General features: G+C 70.8%; 22 protein-coding genes. 14 read left to right on the top strand and 8 right to left on the bottom strand.

Going from position 1 to position 22,836, the window contains the following annotated elements; all coding sequences use genetic code 11:
* Window positions 1–7: 7 nt before the first annotated feature.
* From AB0G04_RS07615 to AB0G04_RS07595, 5 genes are all read left to right on the top strand, one after another.
* Window positions 8–2,059, top strand: a complete 2,052-nt coding sequence (locus AB0G04_RS07615) for a TRAP transporter fused permease subunit (protein ID WP_360978166.1) — start codon at window positions 8–10, stop codon at window positions 2,057–2,059.
* 36 nt (window positions 2,060–2,095) lie between these two features.
* A complete protein-coding gene (locus AB0G04_RS07610) occupies window positions 2,096–3,115 on the top strand; it encodes a TAXI family TRAP transporter solute-binding subunit (RefSeq protein ID WP_360978163.1) in 1,020 nt (339 codons plus the stop codon).
* 184 nt (window positions 3,116–3,299) lie between these two features.
* Window positions 3,300–3,671 (top strand): peptidase inhibitor family I36 protein, encoded by a 372-nt coding sequence (locus AB0G04_RS07605; protein WP_360978160.1) that lies wholly within the window; start codon window positions 3,300–3,302, stop codon window positions 3,669–3,671.
* Window positions 3,672–3,799: 128 nt separating this feature from the next.
* The gene (locus AB0G04_RS07600) at window positions 3,800–4,657 is read left to right on the top strand and encodes a hypothetical protein (RefSeq protein ID WP_360978157.1); all 858 of its coding nucleotides are present in this window, start codon (window positions 3,800–3,802) and stop codon (window positions 4,655–4,657) included.
* An 80-nt stretch (window positions 4,658–4,737) separates the two neighbouring features.
* Window positions 4,738–6,087 carry a ferredoxin reductase family protein gene (locus AB0G04_RS07595; RefSeq protein ID WP_360978154.1) on the top strand — a complete coding sequence of 450 codons (1,350 nt, stop codon included), beginning with the start codon at window positions 4,738–4,740 and terminating at the stop codon, window positions 6,085–6,087.
* A gap of 3 nt (window positions 6,088–6,090) precedes the next feature.
* Here the strand turns inward: AB0G04_RS07595 and AB0G04_RS07590 are convergent, their stop codons facing one another.
* The 3 genes from AB0G04_RS07590 to AB0G04_RS07580 all read right to left on the bottom strand — a co-directional run bounded on the left by AB0G04_RS07590 (window position 6,091) and on the right by AB0G04_RS07580 (window position 8,559).
* Window positions 6,091–6,510, bottom strand: a complete 420-nt coding sequence (locus AB0G04_RS07590) for a hypothetical protein (protein WP_360978151.1) — start codon at window positions 6,508–6,510, stop codon at window positions 6,091–6,093.
* Between the two features lie 127 nt (window positions 6,511–6,637).
* Window positions 6,638–7,300, bottom strand: a complete 663-nt coding sequence (locus AB0G04_RS07585) for a response regulator transcription factor (RefSeq protein WP_360978148.1) — start codon at window positions 7,298–7,300, stop codon at window positions 6,638–6,640.
* Window positions 7,297–8,559 (bottom strand): histidine kinase, encoded by a 1,263-nt coding sequence (locus tag AB0G04_RS07580; protein WP_360978145.1) that lies wholly within the window; start codon window positions 8,557–8,559, stop codon window positions 7,297–7,299. The genes AB0G04_RS07585 and AB0G04_RS07580 overlap by 4 nt, the downstream gene beginning before the upstream one ends.
* 142 nt (window positions 8,560–8,701) lie before the next feature.
* Here AB0G04_RS07580 and AB0G04_RS07575 point away from each other — a divergent pair, with 142 nt between their 5' ends.
* The 5 genes from AB0G04_RS07575 to AB0G04_RS07555 all read left to right on the top strand — a co-directional run bounded on the left by AB0G04_RS07575 (window position 8,702) and on the right by AB0G04_RS07555 (window position 13,128).
* Window positions 8,702–9,271: a hypothetical protein gene (locus tag AB0G04_RS07575; protein WP_360978142.1), complete on the top strand. Its 570-nt coding sequence runs from the start codon at window positions 8,702–8,704 to the stop codon at window positions 9,269–9,271.
* The gene (locus AB0G04_RS07570) at window positions 9,268–10,353 is read left to right on the top strand and encodes an efflux RND transporter periplasmic adaptor subunit (protein WP_360978139.1); all 1,086 of its coding nucleotides are present in this window, start codon (window positions 9,268–9,270) and stop codon (window positions 10,351–10,353) included. Before AB0G04_RS07575 ends, AB0G04_RS07570 begins: the two co-directional genes overlap by 4 nt.
* On the top strand, window positions 10,350–11,015 hold the full coding sequence (locus AB0G04_RS07565) for an ABC transporter ATP-binding protein (RefSeq protein ID WP_360978136.1): 666 nt from the start codon (window positions 10,350–10,352) through the stop codon (window positions 11,013–11,015). The genes AB0G04_RS07570 and AB0G04_RS07565 overlap by 4 nt, the downstream gene beginning before the upstream one ends.
* Window positions 11,015–12,208, top strand: coding sequence for an ABC transporter permease (locus AB0G04_RS07560; RefSeq protein ID WP_360978131.1), 1,194 nt, complete (start codon window positions 11,015–11,017; stop codon window positions 12,206–12,208). Before AB0G04_RS07565 ends, AB0G04_RS07560 begins: the two co-directional genes overlap by 1 nt.
* A gap of 122 nt (window positions 12,209–12,330) precedes the next feature.
* The gene (locus AB0G04_RS07555; RefSeq protein ID WP_360978128.1) at window positions 12,331–13,128 is read left to right on the top strand and encodes a TIGR02452 family protein; all 798 of its coding nucleotides are present in this window, start codon (window positions 12,331–12,333) and stop codon (window positions 13,126–13,128) included.
* A 429-nt stretch (window positions 13,129–13,557) separates the two neighbouring features.
* Here AB0G04_RS07555 and AB0G04_RS07550 read toward each other — a convergent pair whose 3' ends face one another.
* Window positions 13,558–14,124: a hemerythrin domain-containing protein gene (locus tag AB0G04_RS07550; RefSeq protein ID WP_360978123.1), complete on the bottom strand. Its 567-nt coding sequence runs from the start codon at window positions 14,122–14,124 to the stop codon at window positions 13,558–13,560.
* A gap of 183 nt (window positions 14,125–14,307) precedes the next feature.
* Here AB0G04_RS07550 and AB0G04_RS07545 point away from each other — a divergent pair, with 183 nt between their 5' ends.
* The gene (locus tag AB0G04_RS07545) at window positions 14,308–14,817 is read left to right on the top strand and encodes a GAF domain-containing protein (RefSeq protein WP_360978120.1); all 510 of its coding nucleotides are present in this window, start codon (window positions 14,308–14,310) and stop codon (window positions 14,815–14,817) included.
* On the opposite strand, the gene AB0G04_RS07540 is transcribed toward AB0G04_RS07545, so the two are convergent.
* Window positions 14,810–15,442, bottom strand: a complete 633-nt coding sequence (locus AB0G04_RS07540; RefSeq protein WP_360978117.1) for a maleylpyruvate isomerase N-terminal domain-containing protein — start codon at window positions 15,440–15,442, stop codon at window positions 14,810–14,812. The genes AB0G04_RS07545 and AB0G04_RS07540 overlap by 8 nt on opposite strands.
* A gap of 659 nt (window positions 15,443–16,101) precedes the next feature.
* On the opposite strand from AB0G04_RS07540, the gene AB0G04_RS07535 reads away from it, so the two are divergent.
* From AB0G04_RS07535 to AB0G04_RS07525, 3 genes are all read left to right on the top strand, one after another.
* A complete protein-coding gene (locus AB0G04_RS07535) occupies window positions 16,102–16,344 on the top strand; it encodes a hypothetical protein (RefSeq protein WP_360978114.1) in 243 nt (80 codons plus the stop codon).
* Window positions 16,345–16,387: 43 nt separating this feature from the next.
* Window positions 16,388–17,431 carry a PfkB family carbohydrate kinase gene (locus AB0G04_RS07530; protein WP_360978111.1) on the top strand — a complete coding sequence of 348 codons (1,044 nt, stop codon included), beginning with the start codon at window positions 16,388–16,390 and terminating at the stop codon, window positions 17,429–17,431.
* A 1,008-nt stretch (window positions 17,432–18,439) separates the two neighbouring features.
* Window positions 18,440–20,023, top strand: a complete 1,584-nt coding sequence (locus AB0G04_RS07525) for a 6-phospho-beta-glucosidase (protein WP_360978108.1) — start codon at window positions 18,440–18,442, stop codon at window positions 20,021–20,023.
* A 12-nt stretch (window positions 20,024–20,035) separates the two neighbouring features.
* On the opposite strand, the gene AB0G04_RS07520 is transcribed toward AB0G04_RS07525, so the two are convergent.
* The 3 genes from AB0G04_RS07520 to AB0G04_RS07510 all read right to left on the bottom strand — a co-directional run bounded on the left by AB0G04_RS07520 (window position 20,036) and on the right by AB0G04_RS07510 (window position 22,743).
* A complete protein-coding gene (locus tag AB0G04_RS07520; protein ID WP_360978105.1) occupies window positions 20,036–20,344 on the bottom strand; it encodes a putative quinol monooxygenase in 309 nt (102 codons plus the stop codon).
* 112 nt (window positions 20,345–20,456) lie between these two features.
* Window positions 20,457–21,635: an acyl-CoA desaturase gene (locus AB0G04_RS07515; protein WP_360978102.1), complete on the bottom strand. Its 1,179-nt coding sequence runs from the start codon at window positions 21,633–21,635 to the stop codon at window positions 20,457–20,459.
* 31 nt (window positions 21,636–21,666) lie between these two features.
* Window positions 21,667–22,743 (bottom strand): ferredoxin reductase, encoded by a 1,077-nt coding sequence (locus tag AB0G04_RS07510; RefSeq protein WP_360978099.1) that lies wholly within the window; start codon window positions 22,741–22,743, stop codon window positions 21,667–21,669.
* Window positions 22,744–22,836 lie beyond the last annotated feature (93 nt).

Below are 22,836 nucleotides of genomic sequence, written 5' to 3'. Positions count from 1 at the left end.
CCGTTTCATGGGCGATGATCGATCTTCGGCCCGTGCTGCGCAACGCCTGGCCGAGGCGGAGTCCAGCGCGCCCGCCGTGCACTACGACGACGAGGAACGGCCCGCCCGTGCGCTCAGTGGCCGGGCCGGCGCTCTCGTGTCGATCGTCGCCTTCGCCGTCGCGGTGTTCGTGTTGTGGCAGGTGTTCCGGCCACTCGCACAGGGCAGCCAGTTCTACCTGATCATCTTCCTGGCGGGGACCCTGCCGCTGGTGTTCCTGGCGTACAAGTCGGGCTTCGGCAAAGGCCGGGAAACGCCCTCCGTGGTCGACTGGGCCCTCGCCGCCGCCGCATTGGCCGTCTGCCTCTATCCGGTGAATCCGTTCGCCGGTGGATACAACGCGTTCCTGAGCCGGCAGGGGCTTCTCGAACCGGTCGACGTCGTTCTCGGCGCGATCCTGCTGATCCTGCTGATCGAGGCCTGCCGGCGGACCACCGGCTGGGCGCTGCCGATCGTCTGCCTGATGTTCCTCGGCTACGGCTACTACGGCGGCCTGCTGCCGCAGACCTGGCCGATCGCCCACGCCGGGCTCGACTTCGGACAGATTGTCGACGCTCTCTACAACTCCGGCAGCGGTTTCTACGGCACCCCCCTCGACGTCGCGGCGACCTACATCGTGCTTTTCACCATCTACGGCGCGGTGCTCGATCTGTCCGGTGCGAGCCGCTTCTTCGTCGACCTGTCGGTCGCCGCATTCAAGAGATCACGCAGCGCGGCGGGACGCACGGCGGTCGCCGCCGGCTTTCTCCTGGGCACGGTCTCCGGCTCGGGTACGGCCACCGCGGTAAGCGTCGGCGCGGTCACCTGGCCGATGCTCCGCCGGGCCGGATACCCGCCGGAACAGGCCGGCGGCATGCTGGCCGCGGCCGGGGTCGGCGCGATCCTCTCACCGCCGACGCTCGGTGCGGCCGCCTTCATCGTCGCCGAGTACCTGAACGTCTCCTACCTGACCGTGCTCGGCTGGGCGATGATCCCGACCGTCCTCTACTACCTGGGCATCCTGCTCGCCGTGGAGATCGATGTGCGGCGGTTCGCGGTCCGCGCCGTCGACGCCCCGGAGGCGAGCGCCTGGCGGCTGCTGGCCCGGTTCGGGTACCACTTCTCATCGCTGATCGTCATCGTCGTGCTGCTGGCGCTGGGCCAGAGCGCCACCCGGTCGGTGGTCTACGCGACCGTACTGGCCGGGGCCCTGTCCTTCCTGGACCGGTCCACCCGGCTGACCCCGCCGCGGATCTTCGCGGCGCTCGCGGCCGGGGTGCGCGGGGTGCTGCCGGTCGTCGCGGTCTGTGCCGCCGCCGGGGTGATCACCGCGACCACCACCAAGACCGGGCTCGGTGCCCAGCTCGCCTCGCTGCTCGTCAACGGGGCCAAGGCGATCACCGACGAACCGCAGGTGGTCCTCGCGCTGACCGTGGTGATGGCGGCGTTCGCGCTGGCGCTGCTCGGTCTGGCGGTGCCGGTCACGGCCAGTTTCATCATCGGCTGGGTGATCATCGGACCGGCGCTGCTCGGTCTCGGGGTACCGGCGCCGGCCGCGGCCATGTTCGTCTTCTACTACTCGGTGCTGTCCGAGGTCACCCCGCCGACCGCGCTGGCCGCCGTCGGGGCGAGCGCGATCACCGGCGGGCGCACGATCCCCACCATGTGGCAGGCGCTGAAGTACGCACTGCCGGCGTTCCTCGCCCCGATCGCGTTCGTCCTGACCGCCAACGGTGAAAACCTGCTCGCCCGTGGACCGCTGACCGGCATCCTCTGGACCACCGCGGTGGCGGCGCTGGCGGTGCTCGCACTGGCGGTCGCCACCGGCGGCTGGATACTCGGCGTCGGACCGGCCGGGCCGGCGAGCCGGGTGCTGGCCGGTGTGTCGGGGCTGCTCCTGCTCTACCTGGAGCCGGTCGTCGCCGCCGCCGGCCTGGCCGTGCTGCTCGTGGCCGTACTCATCGCCGCCTTTCAGAACAGACGCGAAGCGGCGCCCCCTTCGCCGGAGGCGGTTGCCGCCGGCTCACAGACCCCCCAGTAAGTCGCCTTTCCCGCACCACCCCTCTGGGAGGAAACGATGAGACGAATACTGAATCACCGGACCGCGGTGAGCATCACGCTGGTCAGCACGCTCGCGGCCGCCACCGCGGCGTGCGGCGGCCGGCAGGATGCCGCCACCACCGACACCGGAGGCACCGTCACCTGTGAGGTGGCCCAGGCCACCAGGGTCGGCATCGCCACCGGGAACGCCACGGGCGTCTACTTCGCCCTCGGCAACGCGTTCGCCGAGCAGGTGAACGGGGCCGGAAAGAACGTCCAGGCCACCGCGTCGGAGACCGGCGCGTCGGTGCAGAACATCCAGCAGCTGGTGGCCGGCACCTACGACGTGGCGTTCTCGCTTGCCGACACGGCCGCCGACGCGGTCAACGGGACCGGCAGCTTCACCAGCAAGCAGCCGGTGAACGCGCTGGCCCGGATCCACACCAACTACACCCAGGTGATCGTCCGCAAGGATGCCGGCATCAAGGACGTGGCCGGGATGAAGGGCAAGCGGGTCTCCACCGGTTCCCCGAAGTCCGGCACCGAGGTCATCGCCAACCGGGTGCTGACCGCGGCGGGTCTCAAAGCGGAGACCGACGTACAGGCGCAGAAGCTGGACCTGACGAAGACCGTCGACGGGATGAAGGAAGGCACCATCGACGCCATGTTCTTCTCCGGCGGCCTGCCCACGCCCGGCATCACCGACCTACTCACCACCAGTGCGGACAAGGTCGAGTTCCTCGACATCACGCCGCTGCTGCCGGAGATGCAGAAGATCAACGAGGTCTACCAGGAGGGCACCATCCCGGCCGCCACCTACAAGACCCCGGCCGACGTGAAGACCATCGTCGTCCCGAACTTCCTGCTGGTTCGCGACAACCTCGACCCGAACGTGGCCTGCGTGCTGACCAGGACCCTCTTCGACCGCAAGACGCAGCTGGAGCAGGCCAACGCGGCGGCCAAGGAGATCAGCCTGGACACGGCCCGCAAGACCGGCCCGGTCACCGTCCACCGCGGTGCCGCCAAGGCGCTCGACGACCTGGGCGCCCCCAAGTAAAAAGTGTGCCGGGAGACCGGTCCGGCGGTCTCCCGGCATCTTTTTTTCGACCCGTTTTTACCTGTGAATGCCTGGTTACATTTTAGCGGGTGATCTGCATCACATCGAAGCTCTTGCCCTCTGTCCAGGTCGGAACTAGCATCCTCCGTGATCAATGTCCTGCTAATGGAAAACGGGGAGTTCCATGCGTAAGGGAATGATTGCTGCCGCAATGGTGGCGGGTGTCATCTCATCGGCTCTGGTCGGTACGACGCCCGCCCTCGCCAACCAGGTCTGTATCGACAACGACCTCTGCCTCTACGAGGACGCCCGCTTGTACGGCGGCTACACCTGGTTCGAGGTGAACGACGGCTACTACCCGGGCAACAACTTCGACAACGGCCGTGGCATCAACGACCGGGTCAGCTCGGTGTCCAACATGGACCACCGTTGCTGGCGGTTCTGGACCGAGTCCTACTACCGCGGGTCGGGCTGGTTCATCCGGCCCTACACCACGCACCTCTCGGTGCCGCACAACGACCAGTACAGCAGCCACGTTCAGGCGGCCTGCTCGTAGTCGTCGGGTAAGTCGGTAGCGGCAGCGCGGGGGCGTTCGCTGTGCAGTCGTGGTGTCGTCCCCGCACTGCCGCGTCGTGTCGAACCGAGGTCATCGTGAGTGGGTCCAGAGTCGCAGGAATCGTCCGGGTGCTCGCCGGCGTCATTGTCGTGTCCGTCCTCAGCGGGTGCTCCGGGACTCCGGCCGAGGACACCACCGAGCCGTCGATTCCGCAGGTGATCCCGGTGGTCGATGTGAAGACACTCAGCCTGCCCCTGGACCGGTTCGCGCTCGATGCCAAGCAGTCCAACCTCGTGGAGCGGGCCCGCGTCGTCCTCGTCGTCGAGTGCCTGCGCGGCCTCGGATTCGAGCAGGAGATACCGCCTCCACCGCCGGTCAGCGTGGAAGGCAGGTACACGCAGCGATACGGCATCACCGAGGACGCACACGCCCGGAACCACGGCTACCATCCCGCGCCCGATGCGGAGTCCACCGGCGGCGAGGACGAGTTCTCCCTGGAGCCCGTGGAACGGCAGGTGGTGGCCGGCCAGCGCACCTCGATCGACGGCAAGCAGGTCCCGAAGGGTGGATGCGGGGCCGAGGCCGAGCGGAGATTGACCGAGGGCGTCAAATACGATTTGCCGGATCTCTTCTTCGAAGAACTGCTCGCCAAATCCTTCGACGACGCCAGAAAAGACAGCCGGGTCCGTGCGGCATTCGGCGATTGGTCGGCCTGCATGAAGAAATCCGGCCTCAATTATCCGGATCCGTGGGCCGCCAACAACGATCCGAGATGGCTGCAGACCGAGCTGCCCTCGAAAGAGGAGACAGCCACGGCGACGGCCGACGTCGCATGTAAACGCGAAAGTAACGTGGTAAACATCAACGCCGCCGTGGAACGTGCCTATCAGGAACGCGTGATCGAGCGGAACCCCGCGCCGTTCGCCAAGCTCCGGGCTCGCGTGGAGGCCCAGGTCCGCAACGCGCAGGCATTCACCGCCGGTTGACCGTGCCGGTCGACTGTCGTGAACCGGATGGCGCCGAAGGCGGTACTTCCCTGATGATGTGATTTCACAGGGAGAGCCGGATGACCGCCGTGACCCAGCCACAACCGCTCGCCGTCCGCCGCTACCCCGGCCTTCTCGCGCGCGCCGCGATCGGGACCTTCCTCGTCGTCAACCTGGCGATCATCCACCTGATGTTCGTGACCGCCGGGCCGCCCGCGTACAACACGTTCGGGTCGGCGGGCCGGTTGCTCGGCCTCTATCTCGCGTTCGCGATGATCGTGCAGGTCCTGCTCGTGGCGAGGCTGCCGCTGCTGGACCGGGCGTTCGGCATGGACCGGCTGACCGCCTGGCACCGGTGGACCGGCTTCACCGTGTTCTGGCTGGCGGTGCTGCACCCGTCGTTCGTGATCGTGGGTTTCGCCACCCATGACCGGGTGTCCGTCCTGCGGACCGCGCTGACCCTGTCGGCGCAGCTTCCGGTGCTGCTCGGCCTGGTCGCGGTGGCCCTGATCGTGCTGATCGTGGTGCTGTCGATGCGGATCGCCCGGCGCCGTCTCTCGTACGAGATGTGGCACGCCGTCCACCTGCTGCTCTACGTCGTGCTGCTGCTCGGCATGGTGCACCAGCTGTACGAGGGCACCGCCTTTGCGATCAACCTGGCGACCTGGCTCTACTGGTGGGGGCTGTGGGTGTTCGCGGTCGGCGCCCTGATCACCGGCCGGCTGGTCGTGCCGCTGCTGCGCAACAACCGGCACCGGCTGCGGGTCGCCGCCGTGGTGCCGGAGTCCGGGGACGTGGTGTCGGTGCACATCACCGGCCGTGACCTGGACCGCCTGCGGGCGCGGTCCGGGCAGTTCTTCCTGTGGCGGTTCCCGGGCCACAACCGGTGGTGGCAGGTGAACCCGTTCTCACTGTCCGCCGCCCCCAACGAGCGGTCGCTGCGCCTGACCGCCAAGGGGGTCGGCAGCACCAGCGCCGGCCTCCGGGATCTGCCGATCGGTGCGCGGGTGTTCGCCGAGGGGCCGTACGGAGCGTTCACCCTGGAACACCGGACCCGTACGGCCACCCTGCTGATCGCCGGCGGCATCGGTGTCACCCCGATTCGCTCCCTGCTGGAGGACCCGGAACTGGGCGGTGACGTGATCGTCCTGTACCGGGTCCGCAGCGGCGCGGACGCGGTCCTGCTCGGCGAGATGCGCAATCTGGCCCGTGAACGCGGTGCCCGGCTGCATGTCCTGACCGGGCGCACCGGCGGCGCGAACCAGCCGTTCGCCCCGGAGAACCTGCGCGCCCTGGTCCCGGACATCGGCGATCGGGACGTGTACGTGTGCGGGCCCGCCGCCCTGACCAACGCGGTCCTCGACTCGCTGCGCCGCCTGAAGGTCCCGGCCCGGCAGGTGCACGCCGAACTGTTCCGGCTCGCCGGCTGACGGTCAGTGTTCGCGTTCCACCAGAGCGACCAGGTTCGCCAGATCGGCGGCGAGCACCTCCTCGAGCCCGGCCATCGTCTCGGCCAGCTCGGCGGCGCGCGGACCGTCGATGCGGGCGTGCAGTTCGAGCCGGCTGCCGGTACCGAGCGGATGCGACTCGTGCCGGACGGTCAGCTCGCCGCCGTCGAGCAGCAGCGTGTCCTGGAAGACGAGGCCCGGAACCAGGTCACTGATCAGGAACAGCGTCTCCTGCCCGCCGCGTGCCTTGAGGACGCCGCGGGCCCCGACGTGCAGCGGCCCCTCGAGACGGAGGTACTCCATTCCGGGCGCCCACTCGGGATGCGTCGCCACATCGCACCAGCGGGCGTGGAAGTGTTCCGGAGCGACCCGGGACTCAGCGGTGATCAGCGGAAACTCGATCATGGGCGTGGATGGTACGGGCCGCGCGTCCCGCTCCTACCGGCACCCGGCCCCGATCCGGCGCGGTCGCCCTGACGACAGCCCCTCGTCACCAGTCCGGCGGCAACCCTCGTCGATGAACGGTCCCGGTTCAGGAGCTGGCCGAGACGAGGCCGCACTCGTAGCCCAGGATGACCGCCTGCACCCGGTCGCGGAGGCCGAGCTTCGCCAGGATCCGTCCGATGTGGGTTTTCACGGTGCCCTCGGAGACCCGCAGCTCGACGGCGATCTCGGCGTTCGACAGGCCGCGGGCGATCAGGGTGAGCACCTCCCGCTCGCGGGCGGTCAGCGGGTCGAGCCGATGGTCGGGGCCGGCCGGCGCCGCGGCCGGGGCGTTGACGAAATGGGCGATCAGCCGGCGGGTGGCGCTCGGTGCGGTGACCGCCTCGCCCGAGACCACCACCCGGACCGCGGCCATCAGATCCTCGGCCAGGGTGTCCTTGAGCAGGAACCCGCTGGCCCCGGCGCGCAGCCCGGCGAACAGGTAGTCGTCCAGGTCGAACGTCGTCAGGATGATCACCTTGGGTGCGGGGGAGAGGGCCCGGATCCGGCCGGTGGCGGTGATGCCGTCGACACCCGGCATCCGGATGTCCATCAGCACCACGTCCGGCCGGGTGCGGGCGGTGACCTCGATGGCCGCGGCGCCGTCCCCGGCCTCGCCGACCACCTCGATGTCGTCGGTCTCGTCGAGGATCATCCGGAAGCCGGTCCGCACCAGGACCTGGTCATCGACCAGCACGACCCGGATGCTCACCGGTCACCCGCCACGGGAGCCGCCGGAAGCGCGGCCGGTCGCAGCGGCAGGCGGGCCAGCACCCGGAACCCGCCGTCCGGCCCGGTGCCGGTCTCCAGCGAGCCGTCGAGCAGCCGGACCCGCTCGGCGATGCCGCGCAGCCCGTTGCCGGTGCCCCGGCCGGACCGGGCGACGGGTGCCCGGCCGTCGTCGTGCACCTCGATCTCCAGGACGCCGGGGAGGAACCCCAGCCGCACCACGGCGGACGCACCCTCGCCGGCGTGCTTCAACGTGTTCGTGAGCGCCTCCTGCGTGATCCGGTACGCGGACAGGTCGACCCCGGCCGGCAGCGGCGCCGGGTCGCCCTCGACGGTGAACGTGACGGCCGTCCCCGCGGCCCGGATCCGGTCGATCAGCTCGGGCAGGAACTCCACACCGGGCTGCGGGGCGAGTTCCGGCTCCTCACGGACGATGGCGAGCAGGCGCCGCATCTCGGCCAGGGACGACCGGCCGGTGGTGACGATGTCGCGCAGCGCGGTCTCCGTACGATCGGGATGTCTTCTCAAGGCCGCAGCCGCCCCCTGTGCCTGGACCACCATGACGGAGAGGCCGTGCGCCACGACGTCGTGCAGCTCGCGGGTGATGCGGGAGCGTTCCGCCGCGGTGGCGAGGGCGACCCGCTGCCGCTGCTCGCGTTCCAGGTCGGCGGCGCGCCGCTCCAGGGTCCGTAGATGGATGCGGCGGCCGCGCAGGTTGTCGCCGAGCAGGTAGGCGGCGGCCACCACGAGAAGCAGGCCGCTGCTCTGCGCCAACCGGTCCGCCACATCCTCCTCGTCGGGCTCGGCGACCATCATCGGGGTCCGGTCGGGGTGGACGGCCACGACCCGCGGGTCCGGGTTGAAGGCGGGGCGGTCGCCGGCACTCGTCGGCCCGAGCAGGCTCACCCCGGCGATCGCGGCCATCAGGAAGCCGCACGTGATGGCGCCGACCCGGCGTGGCCGGTCGGCGGCGGCAAGCGCGGACAGGGCGATCAGCACGGTCAGGTCGAGCGCCTCCACCCCGGCCGGTTCGGGCACGTGATGGCCGAACGACCCGATCGCCGTGAGGATCACCGCGAGCAGTGGCCGGTGCCGGCACACGAGCAGGCCCGCCACCATGAAGAGGGTGAACACCCACCACCGGTCGATGTCGTCGCGCAGTTCCCCGGCGGACGCCGCGGTGAGCACGATGGCGGCCGCGAGGTCGACCGCGAGCCCCCGCAAGCGCATCACCCAGGACATTCGTCCAGTTTAGAGCGCCGCGACCCGGTGGGCGTCGGTCCGCGGTCGGACGTTCGCGTACGACCGCGGGCATACCCGGGACCCGCAGAATCGGACCGCTCGCGGACGCCCGGCGGGTGACCCGGAGGCCAGCCTGTTCACCATGAGAGCCAGGAGAACCGCCATCCGGTGCGTGGCCTTCGCCGCGCTGGTCACGCTCGCCGGTTGTGCCGGCACCGGCACACCGTCGCCGCCCGCCTCGTCCGCTCCGGCCATGTCCGACGAGGCCCTGCTCGCCCTCGGCAAACAGGTCGTGCAGTGCATGCGCGACAACGGCCTCACCGACATGCCCGACCCGTACGTCGAGGAGCACCGCCTCGCAGTGCCCGAGGACGAGATGGAGGCGGTCGAGGAGAAGGCGGGTGAGGAGAAGTTCCGCATCGCCCGGGATGCCTGCCAGGACGTCTTCGACAGGATCCCGCAAGGCGCCATCGCCGAGGAGGAGCCGGAGGGACCTGCCCCGCCCGGCCCGCAGGACGTCGAGACGCTGCGCAAGTACGCGCAGTGTTACCGCGACAACGGCGTACCGGAGTGGCCGGACCCGGACTCGGACGGACGGTTCCCGTTGCGGGGCACGGCGCTGGAGGACGAGCGGCCCGAACCGGGTAACCGCCTGGACACCGCTCGCAAGGCCTGCGAGAAGATCTGGTCCGGCCCGATCGGGATCTCATGAGCACCCGGCGGCGGGGACGGACGGTCGCCGCCTCGCTGACCGGCGTGGTGGTCGCGGCCGGCGCGCTGGTCACCGGCTACACGGTCACCTCACGGCCGGAGGCCTCGGCGAGCGCGGCCGAGGTGCCGACCGGCACGGTCGCGGTGAAGCGCGGCACGGTGACCCAGCGGTTCCGGATCTCCGGGACGTACGGGTTCGACGGCGCGTACACGATCGTCCACCGCGGTGGTGCCGGCGTGCTGACCGGTGCCGCGGCGCCCGGCTCCACGGTCGGCCGGGGCGGTGTCCTGTACCGGGCCGACGGTGCCGCGGTGCGCCTGCTCCACGGCACCGTCCCCGCATACCGGGACCTGGACATCGGGGTCACCGACGGCGACGACGTCCGCCAGCTCGAACGCAACCTGAAAGCTCTCGGCGCCGACCCGGCCGGCGCGATGACCGTGGACCGCGACTTCACCGGGGCCACGGCCGCCGCGGTGCGACGACTCCAGAGGAAATGGGGCGTCACCCGGACCGGGGCGCTCGGTTTCGGGACCGTGGTGTTCCTGGCCGGGGAGGTACGCGTCGCCGCCAGGCAGATCGAGGTCGGCGGATCGGTCGGCCCGGACCGGCCGGTGCTGACCGGCACCACCACGAGGCAGGTGGTCACCGCCGATCTGACCGCGGACCGGCAGAACCAGATCAAGGCCGGTGACAAGGTGTCGGTCACCGTGCCCGGGTCCGGGGCGGTCGACGGCGAGGTGCTGCGGGTCGGAACGGTGGCCACGTCCACCACCGGCGAGAACGGCGAACCCGGCGCGGCCACCGTGCAGGTCGTCATGCGGGTCGCCACGCCGAAGGGCGGCTTCTCACTCGACCAGGCGTCGGTGCAGGTCAACCTGGCCACCTCGCAACGCAGAGGTGTGCTGATCGTCCCGGTGTCGGCGCTGCTGGCAAGCCCGGGAACCAGCGGGTACCGGGTACGGCTGGCATCCGGCGCCTTTGTGGACGTGGAGCCCGGCCTGTACGACGACGCGTCCGGCACGGTCGAGGTCGGCGGCGGTCTCCGCGAGGGCGACCTGGTGGAGGTGCCGGCATCATGACCGCGGCCCTGGAACTCGTGGACGTGCGCAAGACGTACCCGGGAAACCCGCCGGTCGAGTCGGTCCGCGGCGTCGATCTCACGGTGCGCGACGGTGAGATGGTCGCCGTGGTCGGCCCGTCCGGTTCGGGCAAGAGCACCCTGCTCAATCTGGCCGCCGGCCTGGACCGGCCGACCGCGGGTTCGGTCCGCATCGCCGGGGAGGCGCTCGAGAAGCTCAGCGAACGACGGCTCGCGGGCCTGCGGGCGCACCGGCTCGGTGTCGTCTTCCAGCAGTTCTTTCTGCTCGACCACGCCGACGCCCGGGACAACGTGGCCACCGGCCTGCTCTATCGCGGAGTGCCGGCCCGGCAGCGGCGGACCGCGGCCGAGGAGACCCTGGAACGGGTCGGCCTCGGGCACCGAATGAACCATCGGGCCCGGCTGTTGTCCGGCGGCGAGCGTCAGCGGGTGGCGATCGCCCGGGCGTTGATCGGACGGCCCGCGGTGCTCTTCGCCGACGAGCCGACCGGCAACCTTGACTCGGCAAGCGGCGACGGCATCCTCGAACTGCTGCGGGAGCTCAACGAGGCCGGTACGACCATCGTGGTGATCACCCACGACACCCATGTGGCCGCGGCGGCACAGCGCCGGGTCACCATCCTGGACGGACGGATCGCCTGATGACCCCACTGTCCCGGCTGCGGATGGCCGACCTGTTGCCGGTGGCGACGATCGGGCTCCGGACCCGTCCGGGCCGGGCCGCGCTGTCGGTGCTCGGCGTGGCCATCGGTATCGCCGCCCTGGTCGCCGTCCTCGGCGCGGTCCGGTCCAGCCAGGCGCAGGTGCTGGCGCAGCTCGACCGGCTCGGCACCAACCTGCTCACCGTGACCAGCGGGCAGCCCCGCGGCGCCGCCGAGGAACAGCTCCCGGACACTGCGGCCACGTCGATGGGGCGCACCGAGGGCGTGCTGTCCGCGTCGGCGACCGCGCTTCTCGACGACGTGAACGTCTTCCGCAACGACGCCGTACCGGACAACCGGCGCGGGGGCCTCGACGTCCGGGTCACCGACACCGCGCTGCTGTCCACGCTTGACGCCTCGCTGCTGCGCGGGGTGTTCCTCGACGAGGCCACGGCGCGTTACCCGGTGGTGGTCCTCGGGTTCAAGGCGGCGACCGTACTCGGCATCGCCGATCTGACCGGGCAGACCCGGATCTGGCTGGGCGACCGCTGGTTCGTGGTGGCCGGCATCCTCCACGAGGTGGAGCTCGCTCCGGAGATCGACCGGGCGGCACTGATCGGCTTCGGTACGGCCGCGACCGAGTTCGGCTACGACGGGCATCCGAGCCGGGTCTACGTGCGGACTGACACCGCCCGGACCGGGCAGGTACGGCTGATGCTGCCGCGCGCCGCCGACCCGGAGAGCCCCGGCCGGGTCGCGGTGAGCCAGCCGTCCGAGGTGCTCACCGCCCGGCTGGCCGTCACCGAGGCGAGCACCTCGCTGTTCCTCGGGCTCGGTGCGGTGGCGCTGCTGGTCGGTGGGATCGGCATCGCCAACGTCATGGTGATCTCGGTGCTGGAACGGCGTCGCGAGGTGGGGCTGCGGCGTGCTCTCGGCGCGGCCCGGCGGCACGTGGCGGCGCAGTTCGTGATCGAGTCGATGCTGCTCGGCACGGTCGGTGGGGGAGTGGGTGTGCTGCTCGGTGCCACGGTGACCGTGATCCTGGCGAACCACCAGGGCTGGCAGCCGATGGTCCCGCCGGAGGCGGCCGCGGGCGGGCTGGCGGCCGCCGTCCTGGTCGGCACCGTGGCCGGCCTCTACCCGGCGGCGCGGGCCGCCCGGATGGCCCCGACCGAGGCCCTCCGGACGGCCTGAGCCGTACCGTGGCGGCCCGACGGCGACACCACGGCGCCGGCGGTGCCGGGTAGGTGGGGTGTGAGCCGCGTACCCCGGTAATGGCGTGGCGGTCACTGCCGGATTCGCCGAAGATCGTCGGCATGAGCGGCAGACTTCGCGCGATCGCACACGAGACCGTCTCCGTCGTGGAGCGCGGACGGTACGAGGGCCCCGCCGGCGTCGTCGCCATCGCGGCCGGGGTGGCCCGCTCGGTGGCCGGCACCCGGCTGTACCTGCCCGGCGACGAGCTGCCCGAACCCGCCCCCGCGGCCGGGCCGCCGGCCATCGAGGTGACCGGCGAGAGCAGCCTCGAGGCGTCGCGCCGGCTCGGCGGGACGGTGGCCTGCCTCAACTTCGCGTCGGCCCGTAACCCCGGCGGCGGCTTCCTCAACGGGGCGCAGGCCCAGGAGGAGAGCATCGCGCGGGCGTCGGCGATCTATCCGTCGCTGCGGGCGGCCGGCGACTTCTACGCGTTCCACCGGGCGGACCGGGGACTGCTCTACACCGACCGGGTCATCTACTCGCCGCGGGTGCCGGTCTTCCGCGACGACCGCGGTGGGTTCCTGACGGAGGCGTACGACGTCTCGTTCCTGACCTCCGCCGCCCCGAACCGTGCCATGATCGCCCGCGACCAGCCACATCTGCTGCCGGAAGTGCGCGGAGCGCTCGCCCGGAGGGCGGCGCGGGTGCTACGGGTCGCCGCCGCGCACGGCCACCGTGATCTGGTGCTCGGCGCCTGGGGCTGCGGTGTCTTCGGCAACGAGCCGCCCACGGTGGCGGAGGTGTTCGCCGCGGCGCTGCGCGACGCCCCGTGGTTCGACCGGGTGGTGTTCGCGATCCTGGACCGCCGGGAGACGGTCCGCGACGACTTCCGCACCGCCTTCGGCATCGGCCGGTAAAGTTGCGGCCGGGGTGAGTCATGCCGGCTGTCACCGAGGATCCGCTCGTCCGTCTCGGGCGCTGGGCGCTCGCCAAGGTGTGGTTCGGCGTCCTGCTCTCCGGCGGATGGGCCCTCGGCCGGCACTTCGACTGGCCGCAGGCGTTCCTCACGGTCGCGGCCGTGCTCGGTGCCGTCGGGCTCGCCTTGGCGTCGTCGTTCCTGCCGATCTGGACGCGGCAGCGGCCCAGCGGCATCCCGGTCGCCGACATCGGGCTGCGCGTGATGGTCTGGGGCGGTCTGACCGTTTCGGTGATCGCCCTGCTGGTGGGCGTGCCCGCAGTCGGGATGGTGGCCGCCGCGCTGCTTCTCAACACGGCGGCCCGCACCTTCGGTGACCCGTTCGCGCTCTTCCTGCGCCGGCTGCGGATCACCCCGCATTCCCGGTGGGTCAGTCCTTCTGCGACTGCCGCCAGTCCCGGACGGCGTCCCGCGTCCGGTCGAAGATCGCCAGCGGCGGACCAGCGATCAGGTTCGCCACCGGGTTCTCGCCGGCGGCGGGATGCGGCCGGGTCGGCGAGACCGCCTCGGCCGCCCGCACCGCCCCGGCCATCCGGACCAGAGTGCCCGGATCGGTCTTCGTACGCAGCTGCGGGAACTCCTCCTGCTCCTCGTGCAGGGCGTGGCTGAGCACCGCGGCCTCGAAGGCGGCGAACCGCTCGTCGAATCCCGGCGCATCCACCCCCAGGTCGTAGAGCTCGGACAACGCGCGCTTGGCGTCGTTCTCCTCCTGCAGTCGGGCCTCTACCACGGCGTCCCCGGCATCGTCCCGGGCCGCCGGATGAACCACCTGCTCCTCGGCGCTCTCGTGCACGGCGAGGAGCCGGGTCAGCTCCTGGAACGCGTCCCGCTTCTGTTCCCCGGTGGACTGGTTCACCCTGAGGAAGAGGGCCTTGATCTGCTGGTGCTGGCTCAGCAGCAACTCGATGACGTCCTGTTCGTTCTGCACCGTCGTCATGTGGTCCGTCTACCCGCGGGGATGCACGCCTAACGTCCCCCGGGGGACGGAGCGGTCAGGTGCTCAGAGGTTGCGGCGGGGTGCCGACGTGATAGCTGCGGGCATGATTCCGCACCCCGCTCAGACTCCGCACCCCGACCCGGCCGGCCGCCGCCGCGCAGCTCATCCCTCTCGGGAGACGTCGTGAAACAAGACCTGTTCGACCGTCTCGGTACTCCGGAACGCATCCGGGAGATCGCCGGGTACGACCTCTTCGACCCCGACCTGCGGACCAGCCTCGACGCCATCGCGCAGCGCACCGCAGGGCTCCTCGAGGCATCCGTCTCGCTGGTGTCGGTGGTGCTGGACATGTCGCAGTTCATCCTCGGCTCGCACGGCGTGGCCGGATGGGTCGCCGACGCACAGGGCGTCCCCGCCGAATGGGCACTGTGCACGAACACGGTCCTCGGCGCCGCGCCGTACCGCGTGAGCGACGGGGCGACCGACCCCCGGCACGCCGACAACCCGCTACTGCAGATGACCGGCCTGCGCAGTTACTTCGGCGTACCGCTGATCGGGCGTGGCGGGCACGCGCTGGGCTCGCACTGCGTCATCGACGACCGGCCGCGCATCTTCAGCGATGTGGACCTGGCCGTGCTCAACGACGGTGCCGAGAAGTCGATGAAGCTGCTCGAGGCCTACCGGCTCAGGTAGCCGGGGTGCCGTCCCACTTCCAGTTCTCGCGCCTCGGGCGGCCCGGCAGCTCGAGGCGGCCGGTCGCCCACAGCAGCGTGGTCCAGCGGCTGCCCAGGCAGGTCGTCGTCGCCGCCACGTCGCGGAACAACCGGCGCAGCGACCGGTCGCACAGATCCTCCGGCGGCGACCACGGCAGGCCCAGGCCCGCGGCCACGTCGTGCATGTGGACCAGGGTCTCCACCACACCCATCGCGGCGAAACCCGCGGGATCCGAGACGCCGTACGGGTGGAAGGCCCGCCGCTCCGGAGGAGCCACCGCGACCACCGCCGCGAGCAGGCCACCCGACGACTCGAGCACCTGTAGGAGGCCTTCGTTGTCCGTGGTCTCCTCGACGTAGATCGTCAGCGCGGGCCCCTCCGGCCGGTTGCGCCGCCAGCCGAACGGCACCGAGGACGACGACGGGGTGCCCTCCACGGCCAGCTGACCCGCGTACGCGAACAGATCGTCGGCGATGTGCTCGACCGTCTCCCGGCAGGACCAGGTCAGGTCGCCGGCGGGGACACGCCAGTCCTGCCCGGCGGCGGCCCGGAGGGTACCGGCGGCGAGGGAAACGGCGGTACGCACATCGCTGGCAGAGATCATTTTCGCAATCTATCGGTACGGGTGAGTACCGCCCACGCATTTTTGTCATACCCCCGGCGCATCATCGAGATATGGGAGAACCAGCAACGCCTATTCGCCGCCGGATCGAACTCACGGTCGCTGAGGCTCGCCTGCGGTTCCAGCAACTGGTCCGGGTGACCGGGCTGACCGGGCAGGTCACTGTCCTGGTCGACAACGGCCGGCCGATCGCCGCAATCGTGCCCGCATCCGTTGTGATCGACAATCGCCGCGTGGCCCCCGGAGATCCATCGGCGTCTTCAGCTCCCGCCATTCCCCTCCACCGTCCTGAGTCCTCTCCCGCGGTCCGTCCCGATTCTTCTTCGTCCTCCCGGGCTTCTTCCGCGCCGTCCCGGGCTGTTTCTTCGCCGTCCCCGGATTTCCCCTCGCCGTCCCTCGATCCCGCTGCGCCCTCCTCGGTGAATCCCGCGTTCGGCCGTCGCCTCCGGCCGGACGCTCCGGTTCCGCCGCCTGCTCCTCCGCCGTCCTCCCCTTCGCCTGCTTCGCCTGTTTCGCCTGCTTCTCCGGCCGGGTCCTGGCCTTCTTCGCCTGCTTCTCCGGCCGGGTCCGCGCCTTTTCCGCCGCCTGCTTCTCGGGGCGGGTCCGTGCCTTTTCCGCCGTCCGCTTCTCCGGCTGCGTCTGTGCCGGTCTCCGCGGCCGGGTCTTCGCCGGCGCCTTCGTCGTCGGTCAGTGCCGAGGGCTGGATGCGGCGGATCGAGAAGGTTCGCGAGGACGTCCGGCGGCAGCACGCCCAGCGGATCGGCGAGCTGTCCCAAGCGTTGGACGAGGCTTGGCGGATGCTCGACGCCGTCCGGCCCCCCGGCACCGACCGGGCCGCCGACACCCTGCGTGCCACCCACGCCGACCTGCGAAAGGCTCGGTGATCAATCACGACTCGGCCGATAGGAGCGGGGCTAAGATCGGACGATGGCTCGACCGCTCGACCTTTTCGTCCCGGGAGTCGTCTACCTCGACGTCATCTTCACCGGTCTTCGCGAGCTGCCCGCCCCCGGCGCGGAGGTATGGGCGAGCGGCATGGGCTCCTGCCCCGGCGGCGTCGCCAACCTGGCCGTCGGCGCGAGCCGGCTCGGCCTGCACACGGGCCTGGGCACCGCGCTGAGCAGCGACGCCTACGGCGAGTTCTGCCACCGGGTGCTCAGCCACCAGGAGGGCATCGACCTGTCCGCCTCACGCCGGGTCGACGACTGGCACTCCCCGGTGACGGTCTCCCTGGCATACGACCGCGATCGCAGCATGATCACCCACGGGCATCCGCTCCCCACCGACGAGGACGGCCTGGTCAACGGGCTGCCACCGGCCCGCAGCGCCGCGGTCAGCCTGGCACCCGACGGCATGGGCTGGGTCCGGCGGGCCCGGGCGGCCGGCACGATGGTGTTCGCCGACGTCGGCTGGGACGAGACCGACAAGTGGTCCTCCGACGTCCTGGGCGTTCTCGCCGACTGTCACGCGTTCCTGCCGAACGCGGTCGAGGCGATGCGTTACACCCGTACCGACGAGCCCCGTCAGGCACTGGAGAAACTGTCCGGCCTGGTTCCGGTCGTGGTCGTCACCTGCGGTGCCGAGGGCGCCCTGGCTGTCGACGGCACCACCGGCGAGGTGGCGACCGTCCCCGGCGTACCGGTCGAGGCCCTGGACCCGACCGGCGCCGGTGACGTCTTCACCGCCGGATTCATCACCGGCACCCTCAGCGGCTGGCCCCTGGCCGACCGCCTGGCCTTCGCCACCCTGGTCGGAGCCCTCTCGGTCCAGCACTTCGGCGGTTCCCTGTCGGCCCCCGGCTGGGGCGACATCGCCGACTGGTGGCGGACCACCCGCCACGCCCCTGGCCACCCCGACCTGAAGGCCCGTTACGGCTTCCTCGACGACGTGATCCCCCCGGGCCGCCAGAACACGGTCCACCGAGCCACCGCGACGATCGCCCGCCTCTCCGACGCCGGACCCGACCACTGACCATCCACCGGAAATGCCACCCCACCGCGGCACCGGCCCGCCCCTGTGCCAGGCGTCCCGCAGCCCGGCTGACCTTTCACCGCCAGCCGGCGCCCACACAGTCCCTCGCCTTCCCCTCCCGCACAGTGCCACCTCCCTCCCCCTTCCTCCCCCTCCCTCTCCCGGCGATCATGCGTGGTGAATCGCGGTCCGCTCCACACCACACATCACCACACGACGTACTTCGCCCGGCAGCGCGGTGACCTACGCCCACGGGCGAGCCGCAGGTCACCGCACACCCGCGCACCCAGCAGCGTGGCCACCTACGCCCACCGGTGAGCCACAGGTCACCGCACGTCCGGCGCGCCTGGCTGCGTGTGGTCATCTGCGCCCGCGGGGGCCGTAAGTCTCCGCAGGCTCGCATGCCCGGCAGTGTGGTGGGCTGCGCCCGCGGGCGAGCCGCGGGTCACCGCACGCCCCGCGTACCGGACAGGGTGTGGTGATCTGCGCCTACGGGCCGCGCGACAAGTGACCGCACGCCCGCATGCCCGGCAGCGTGGTGGTCGGAGGCTGCATCGCGGCACAGATCATCACGGGGATGGGGAGGCGCTGTTCGCGTCGGGGGCACGCCTCTGGAGAGCTGCTCCCACAGCGATCAGCGGCCGGGATGGCGGAAGCGAGCTTCGTTCTGTGCATCGTCATCAGTCAACCCGTTGTCATCAGCCGACCTGTCTTCGTGCCCGTCGGTCGCCGTCCTACGGGAGCTTGACCTCGACGGCTGGAGCTCTGCGCCACGCCTACCAGGGCTCCTGCCATCCTTTGGACTGGTCCGGGCACGCTTTCTCGGCCGGGTCGAGGCAGCGGTGAGAGACGGCACGGAAGATTGGGAGTGGCCGGGTGGCCGGGTGGCCGGGTGGCCGGGTGGCCGGGTGGCCGAGGGCTGAGTGACTGAGTGGCCGGGCGGGCTCGGCTCGGGGATCGGGGCGATACGGCGCCCGACGAGGGAACCTGGTCAGACATGGAGATGGGATGCGACTGACGATTCTGGGTGGCGGCGGTTTCCGGGTTCCGCTGGTGCACCGCGCGCTGCTTGCCGACCGGCGGCGTACCGGGATCACCGAACTGGCGTTGCACGACGTGGACAAGGCCCGCCTCGACGCGATCGGCCGGGTGCTGGCGGCGCAGGCGCGGGACGTTCCGGACGCGCCGGTGCTGATCGTCACCACGGACCTCGACGAGGCTGTCACCGGTGCGGACTTCGTGTTCTGCGCGATCCGGGTCGGTGGTCTGCGCGGCCGGGTCGTCGACGAGCGGGTGGCCCTCGCAGCGGGGGTGCTCGGCCAGGAGACCGTCGGCGCGGGCGGCATCTCGTACGGCCTGCGCACCGTCCCGGAAGCCCAGCGGATCGCCGAACGGATCGCCCGCCTCGCCCCCGCCGCCTGGACGATCAACTTCACCAATCCGGCGGGCCTGGTCACCGAGGCGATGGCCGTCCATCTCGGTGACCGGGTCATCGGCATCTGCGACTCCCCGTCCGGATTGGTGGACCGGGTGGTGCGGACGATCGGAGCCGACCCGGCCGCGGTGCGCGTCGACTATGCCGGCCTCAACCATCTCGGCTGGCTGTACGGCGTCCACCCCCTCGACCGGCCCACGCCGCCATCCGCAGGCGGCTCAAGCTCAGCCGCCCCCGCACCGGCACCGGCACCGGCGTCAGCGCCGGCACCGACCTCTGCCCTCACGCCCGCACCCGCTACGGCCGCCGCGCCCGCACCGGCAGCGCCGCCCGCGTCTGCACCTGTCCCCGCAACGGCGCCGGCGTCCTGGCACGTACCCGCATCCGCCGGGTCCGGGTCGGCGCACGGCGGGAGCCCTGGTTCCGCCGGGGCGGGACTGCTCGAGGTGCTTCTCGCCGACCCGGTGCGGCTCCAGTCGATCGAGGAGGGACGGCTCTTCGGTGCCGGCCGTCTCCGCGAGCTTCGTGCCGTACCGAATGAGTATCTGCACTACTACTACGACGCCACGGGAACGCTCGCCGCGGTGCGGGACGCGGCGCAGACGCGCGGTGAGTTCCTGCTCGGCCAGCAGCACCGCTGCTATGCCGAGATCGCCGCCCGCGATCCCCTCGACGCCTGGCTGCGGGCCTGGCGGGAACGCGAGGCGACCTACATGGCCGAGAACCGTGAACTGGCCGGTGCCGGAGAGCGCGAGCACGACGAATCGCGCCCGGCCGGGTACGAGGGTGTGGCACTGGCCGTCATGCGGGCTCTCGCCCACCATGAGCCGGCCACCCTGATCCTCAACGTCCGTAACCGTGGCACGCTGGGCATCCTCGACGACGACGCGGTCGTCGAGGTGCCCTGCACGGTGGACGGCAACGGTGCCGTCCCGCAGCGGGTGGCACCGTTGCCCGCGCACGGCACCGAGCTGGTCCGGTCGGTCAAGTCGGCCGAACGGTATGTCCTGGACGCGGCCCGTTCCGGGTCCCGGTCGGCGGCGGTCCGCGCGATGGCCGCCCACCCGCTGGTCGGCCCGGAGGCCGCGGCCGGGCTGATCGACGCCTATCGCGCCGAGTTCGCCGAACTCGGTTACCTGCGCCCCGACCAGCTCTGACAGCCGGGGTCGTTACTCGGGTGGGAGGCCCAGGCCGCCCAGGACGGTGATCTCGCGGCTGGTGAACTCGCCGGTCAGCAGAGGCATGGCCGCAGCGATCGCGGCCTGCGTATCGGGCAGGTGCAGGGAGGCGTCGTGGGCCTCCCTGGTGTCCCACACCTCGTTCACCCAGATGGTCTGATCGTCGTCGTCGGACACCCCGATCACGTAGTGGTGGCAGCCGGCGGAGCGGAGACCCTCCGCCGATCGCAGCAGTAGCTGCACCACCTGGTCCCGGTGACCGGGCTTGGTCTTCATGGAGCCGAAATAGCCGTACCGCATAAGTCTTCTCCTCCTTGCCTGTCACCATGCCATCCGGGTGCGACAGTTCCCGCGGAGATGCCGATGCCCGGCCGCGGAAGGCGGCCGGGCATCGGATGAGGCGGTCGGAAGGTCAGGCGGCAGCTTCGGCCGGTACGCGCGGCGGGACCGAGTGGTCGATCGGGCGGGCCGGCTTGCGGTTCGGGAAGGCGAGCCGGAAGACCTTGGCCCACGCCGACGCGACCTGCACGACCATCGGGCCCGTCACGTACTTGAGCTCGTACTTCTCGAACAGCGCCCGGACCTTCGGCGCGATCTCCGCGTAGCGGCTGGCCGGCAGGTCGGGGAAGCAGTGGTGCTCGATCTGGTGGGACAGGTTGCCGGTCATGATGTGCATCAGCTTGCTGCCGGAGATGTTGGCCGAGCCGAGCATCTGCCGCAGGTACCACTCGCCGCGGGTCTCGCCGGTGATCGAGGTGCGCTCGAAGGTCTCGACGCCCTTCGGGAAGTGGCCGCACATGATGACCGAGTGGCTCCAGATGTTGCGGACCACGTTGGCGACCACGTTCGCGGCCATGGTGCCGAAGAACGCGCCGAACGGGTTGCCGAAGGCCAGGCCGACCGGTACGGACAGGGCCGGGTGCGCGACGTAGTCCTTCAGCATCTGGTTGCGGATCTTGCGGCCGACCTGACGCAGCCGGGCCCGGAAGTCCGGGTTGTTACGGCGGCGCTTGCTCGCCAGGTTCCGGCCGAGCTCCAGGTCGTACGCGGCGATGCCGTACTCGAAGAGGCAGGCGTTGATGAAGTTGTAGAGCGGCTGGCCGAGGTGAGCGGGTGCCCACTTCTGCTGCTCGTCGACCCGCATGATCCCGTAGCCGAGGTCGTTGTCCCGGCCGATCACGTTGGTGTACTTGTGGTGCAGCTCGTTGTGGGAGTGCTTCCACTGCTCGGCCGGCGCCGCGAAGTCCCACTCCCAGGTGGTGGAGTGGATCTTCGGGTCCCGCATGAAGTCGTACTGTCCGTGCAGGACGTTGTGGCCGATCTCCATGTTCTCCAGGATCTTGGCGATGGAGAGACCCAGCGTGCCGAGGATCCAGGCGGGCGGGAGCACCGAGAACAGCAGCACCGCGCGGCTGCCGATCTCGAGGCGCCGCTGGATCTTGATCATGCGGCGGATGTACTTCGCGTCCTTCTCGCCGCGGACGGCGAGCACCTCGTCCCGGATGGCGTCGAGCTCACGACCGATCTGCTCGATGTCCTCCGGAGTGAGGTGGGCGATCGGGTTGACTTCCTTGCGCTGCAGCGTCGTCACGGAACTTCCTCGTTCTCTTTGCAGAAGGGTTTCAGGCGTCCAGACGGCACGGCCCGGCGGCGGCCGAGATACAGGTCTGGATGAGGATCTTGTCGCCGTCCACTTCGGAGGCGGTGGTGATGGTGCCGTCGCGCATGTCGCGGACGATGCCCTCACGCATGGGCAGCACGCACTTGTAGCAGATACCCATCCGGCAGCCGGAGGGCATCAGCTGACCGGCCGCCTCGCCCGCCTCGAGGATCGACGTGGCGCCGGGGGCCTCGACCACCTGGCCCGACTTCTCGAAGGTGACCGTGCCGCCGTCGCCCGCGATCAGTACGGTGGGCCGGAAACGCTCGATGTGCAGCCGGTCCGCGGCACCCGCGTCGGCCCAGTGCTCCTGCAGGCCGTCGAGCAGCTCGCCGGGACCGCACGCCCAGGTCTCCCGCTCGAACAGGTCGGGCACCAGGTCCGCGACGTCGGCGGGCTTGAGCCGTCCGTCGGCGCGGGTGTGCCGTTCGATCAGCCGGATACGGCCCTTGGCGGCCAGGTCGCGCAGTTCGGCACCGAACACGACGTCCTCGGCGGTCCGCGCGGAGTGCAGGACCACCACGTCGTCCAGCTCGTGCAGGGCGCTGCGCAGCATGCCCATCACCGGGGTGATGCCGCTGCCCGCGGTCAGGAACAGCGACTTCGCCGGGCGCTGCTCGGGGAGCAGGAAGTCACCGGCCGGCAGGTCGAGATGGACCAGCATGCCCTTACGGGCGTTCTTGAGCAGGTACGAGGAGACGGTCCCGTTCTCGACGGCGTTCACCGTGACGGTGAATTTCCCGTCGGACCGTCCGGCCGCGCTGCTCACCGAGTAGGCGCGCCAAAGGCGTACCCCGTCGACATCCACGCCGAGCCGGACATACTGACCGGGCTGGTGCGGCTGCCAGCCACGCCCGGGGCGCAGCTCCAGGGTGACCGCTTTGCCGGTCTCGGGGCGCACCGCGTCGATCCGGGCGCGCAGGACGGTCGGGTTGCGCAGGGGCGCGATCACGTCGAGGTAGTCGGCCGGCACCACCGGAGTGGTGATCAGCTCGACAACCCGCCACGCACCGTCGCGCAAATTCCGTGTTACTGCCACGTCATCAAGACTGCTTCCTGAGGAAGGGCAAAGTCCTGACCGGTAGAAGTGAATCGGAGGCCGCATTATTGTTCGGCGGGGACAAGTTCCGGC

The sequence above is a fragment of the Actinoplanes sp. NPDC023801 genome (assembly GCF_040639655.1).
GTDB lineage: Bacteria > Actinomycetota > Actinomycetes > Mycobacteriales > Micromonosporaceae > Actinoplanes.
The sequence above is the reverse complement of the archived record's forward strand: the minus strand, read 5'-3'. Positions and strand labels throughout refer to the sequence as shown.

Coding starts and splice junctions, on each gene's coding strand:
- AB0G04_RS07590 (WP_360978151.1), bottom strand. CDS start 6,510: ATGATCGAGTTTCCGCTGATCACCGCTGAGTCCCGGGTCGCTCCGGAA.
- AB0G04_RS07550 (WP_360978123.1), bottom strand. CDS start 14,124: ATGACGACGGTGCAGAACGAACAGGACGTCATCGAGTTGCTGCTGAGC.
- AB0G04_RS07530 (WP_360978111.1), top strand. CDS start 16,388: ATGGCTCGACCGCTCGACCTTTTCGTCCCGGGAGTCGTCTACCTCGAC.
- AB0G04_RS07555 (WP_360978128.1), top strand. CDS start 12,331: ATGAGCGGCAGACTTCGCGCGATCGCACACGAGACCGTCTCCGTCGTG.
- AB0G04_RS07520 (WP_360978105.1), bottom strand. CDS start 20,344: ATGCGGTACGGCTATTTCGGCTCCATGAAGACCAAGCCCGGTCACCGG.
- AB0G04_RS07570 (WP_360978139.1), top strand. CDS start 9,268: ATGAGCACCCGGCGGCGGGGACGGACGGTCGCCGCCTCGCTGACCGGC.
- AB0G04_RS07605 (WP_360978160.1), top strand. CDS start 3,300: ATGCGTAAGGGAATGATTGCTGCCGCAATGGTGGCGGGTGTCATCTCA.
- AB0G04_RS07610 (WP_360978163.1), top strand. CDS start 2,096: ATGAGACGAATACTGAATCACCGGACCGCGGTGAGCATCACGCTGGTC.
- AB0G04_RS07560 (WP_360978131.1), top strand. CDS start 11,015: ATGACCCCACTGTCCCGGCTGCGGATGGCCGACCTGTTGCCGGTGGCG.
- AB0G04_RS07615 (WP_360978166.1), top strand. CDS start 8: ATGGGCGATGATCGATCTTCGGCCCGTGCTGCGCAACGCCTGGCCGAG.
- AB0G04_RS07595 (WP_360978154.1), top strand. CDS start 4,738: ATGACCGCCGTGACCCAGCCACAACCGCTCGCCGTCCGCCGCTACCCC.
- AB0G04_RS07565 (WP_360978136.1), top strand. CDS start 10,350: ATGACCGCGGCCCTGGAACTCGTGGACGTGCGCAAGACGTACCCGGGA.
- AB0G04_RS07540 (WP_360978117.1), bottom strand. CDS start 15,442: ATGATCTCTGCCAGCGATGTGCGTACCGCCGTTTCCCTCGCCGCCGGT.
- AB0G04_RS07525 (WP_360978108.1), top strand. CDS start 18,440: ATGCGACTGACGATTCTGGGTGGCGGCGGTTTCCGGGTTCCGCTGGTG.
- AB0G04_RS07575 (WP_360978142.1), top strand. CDS start 8,702: ATGAGAGCCAGGAGAACCGCCATCCGGTGCGTGGCCTTCGCCGCGCTG.
- AB0G04_RS07580 (WP_360978145.1), bottom strand. CDS start 8,559: ATGTCCTGGGTGATGCGCTTGCGGGGGCTCGCGGTCGACCTCGCGGCC.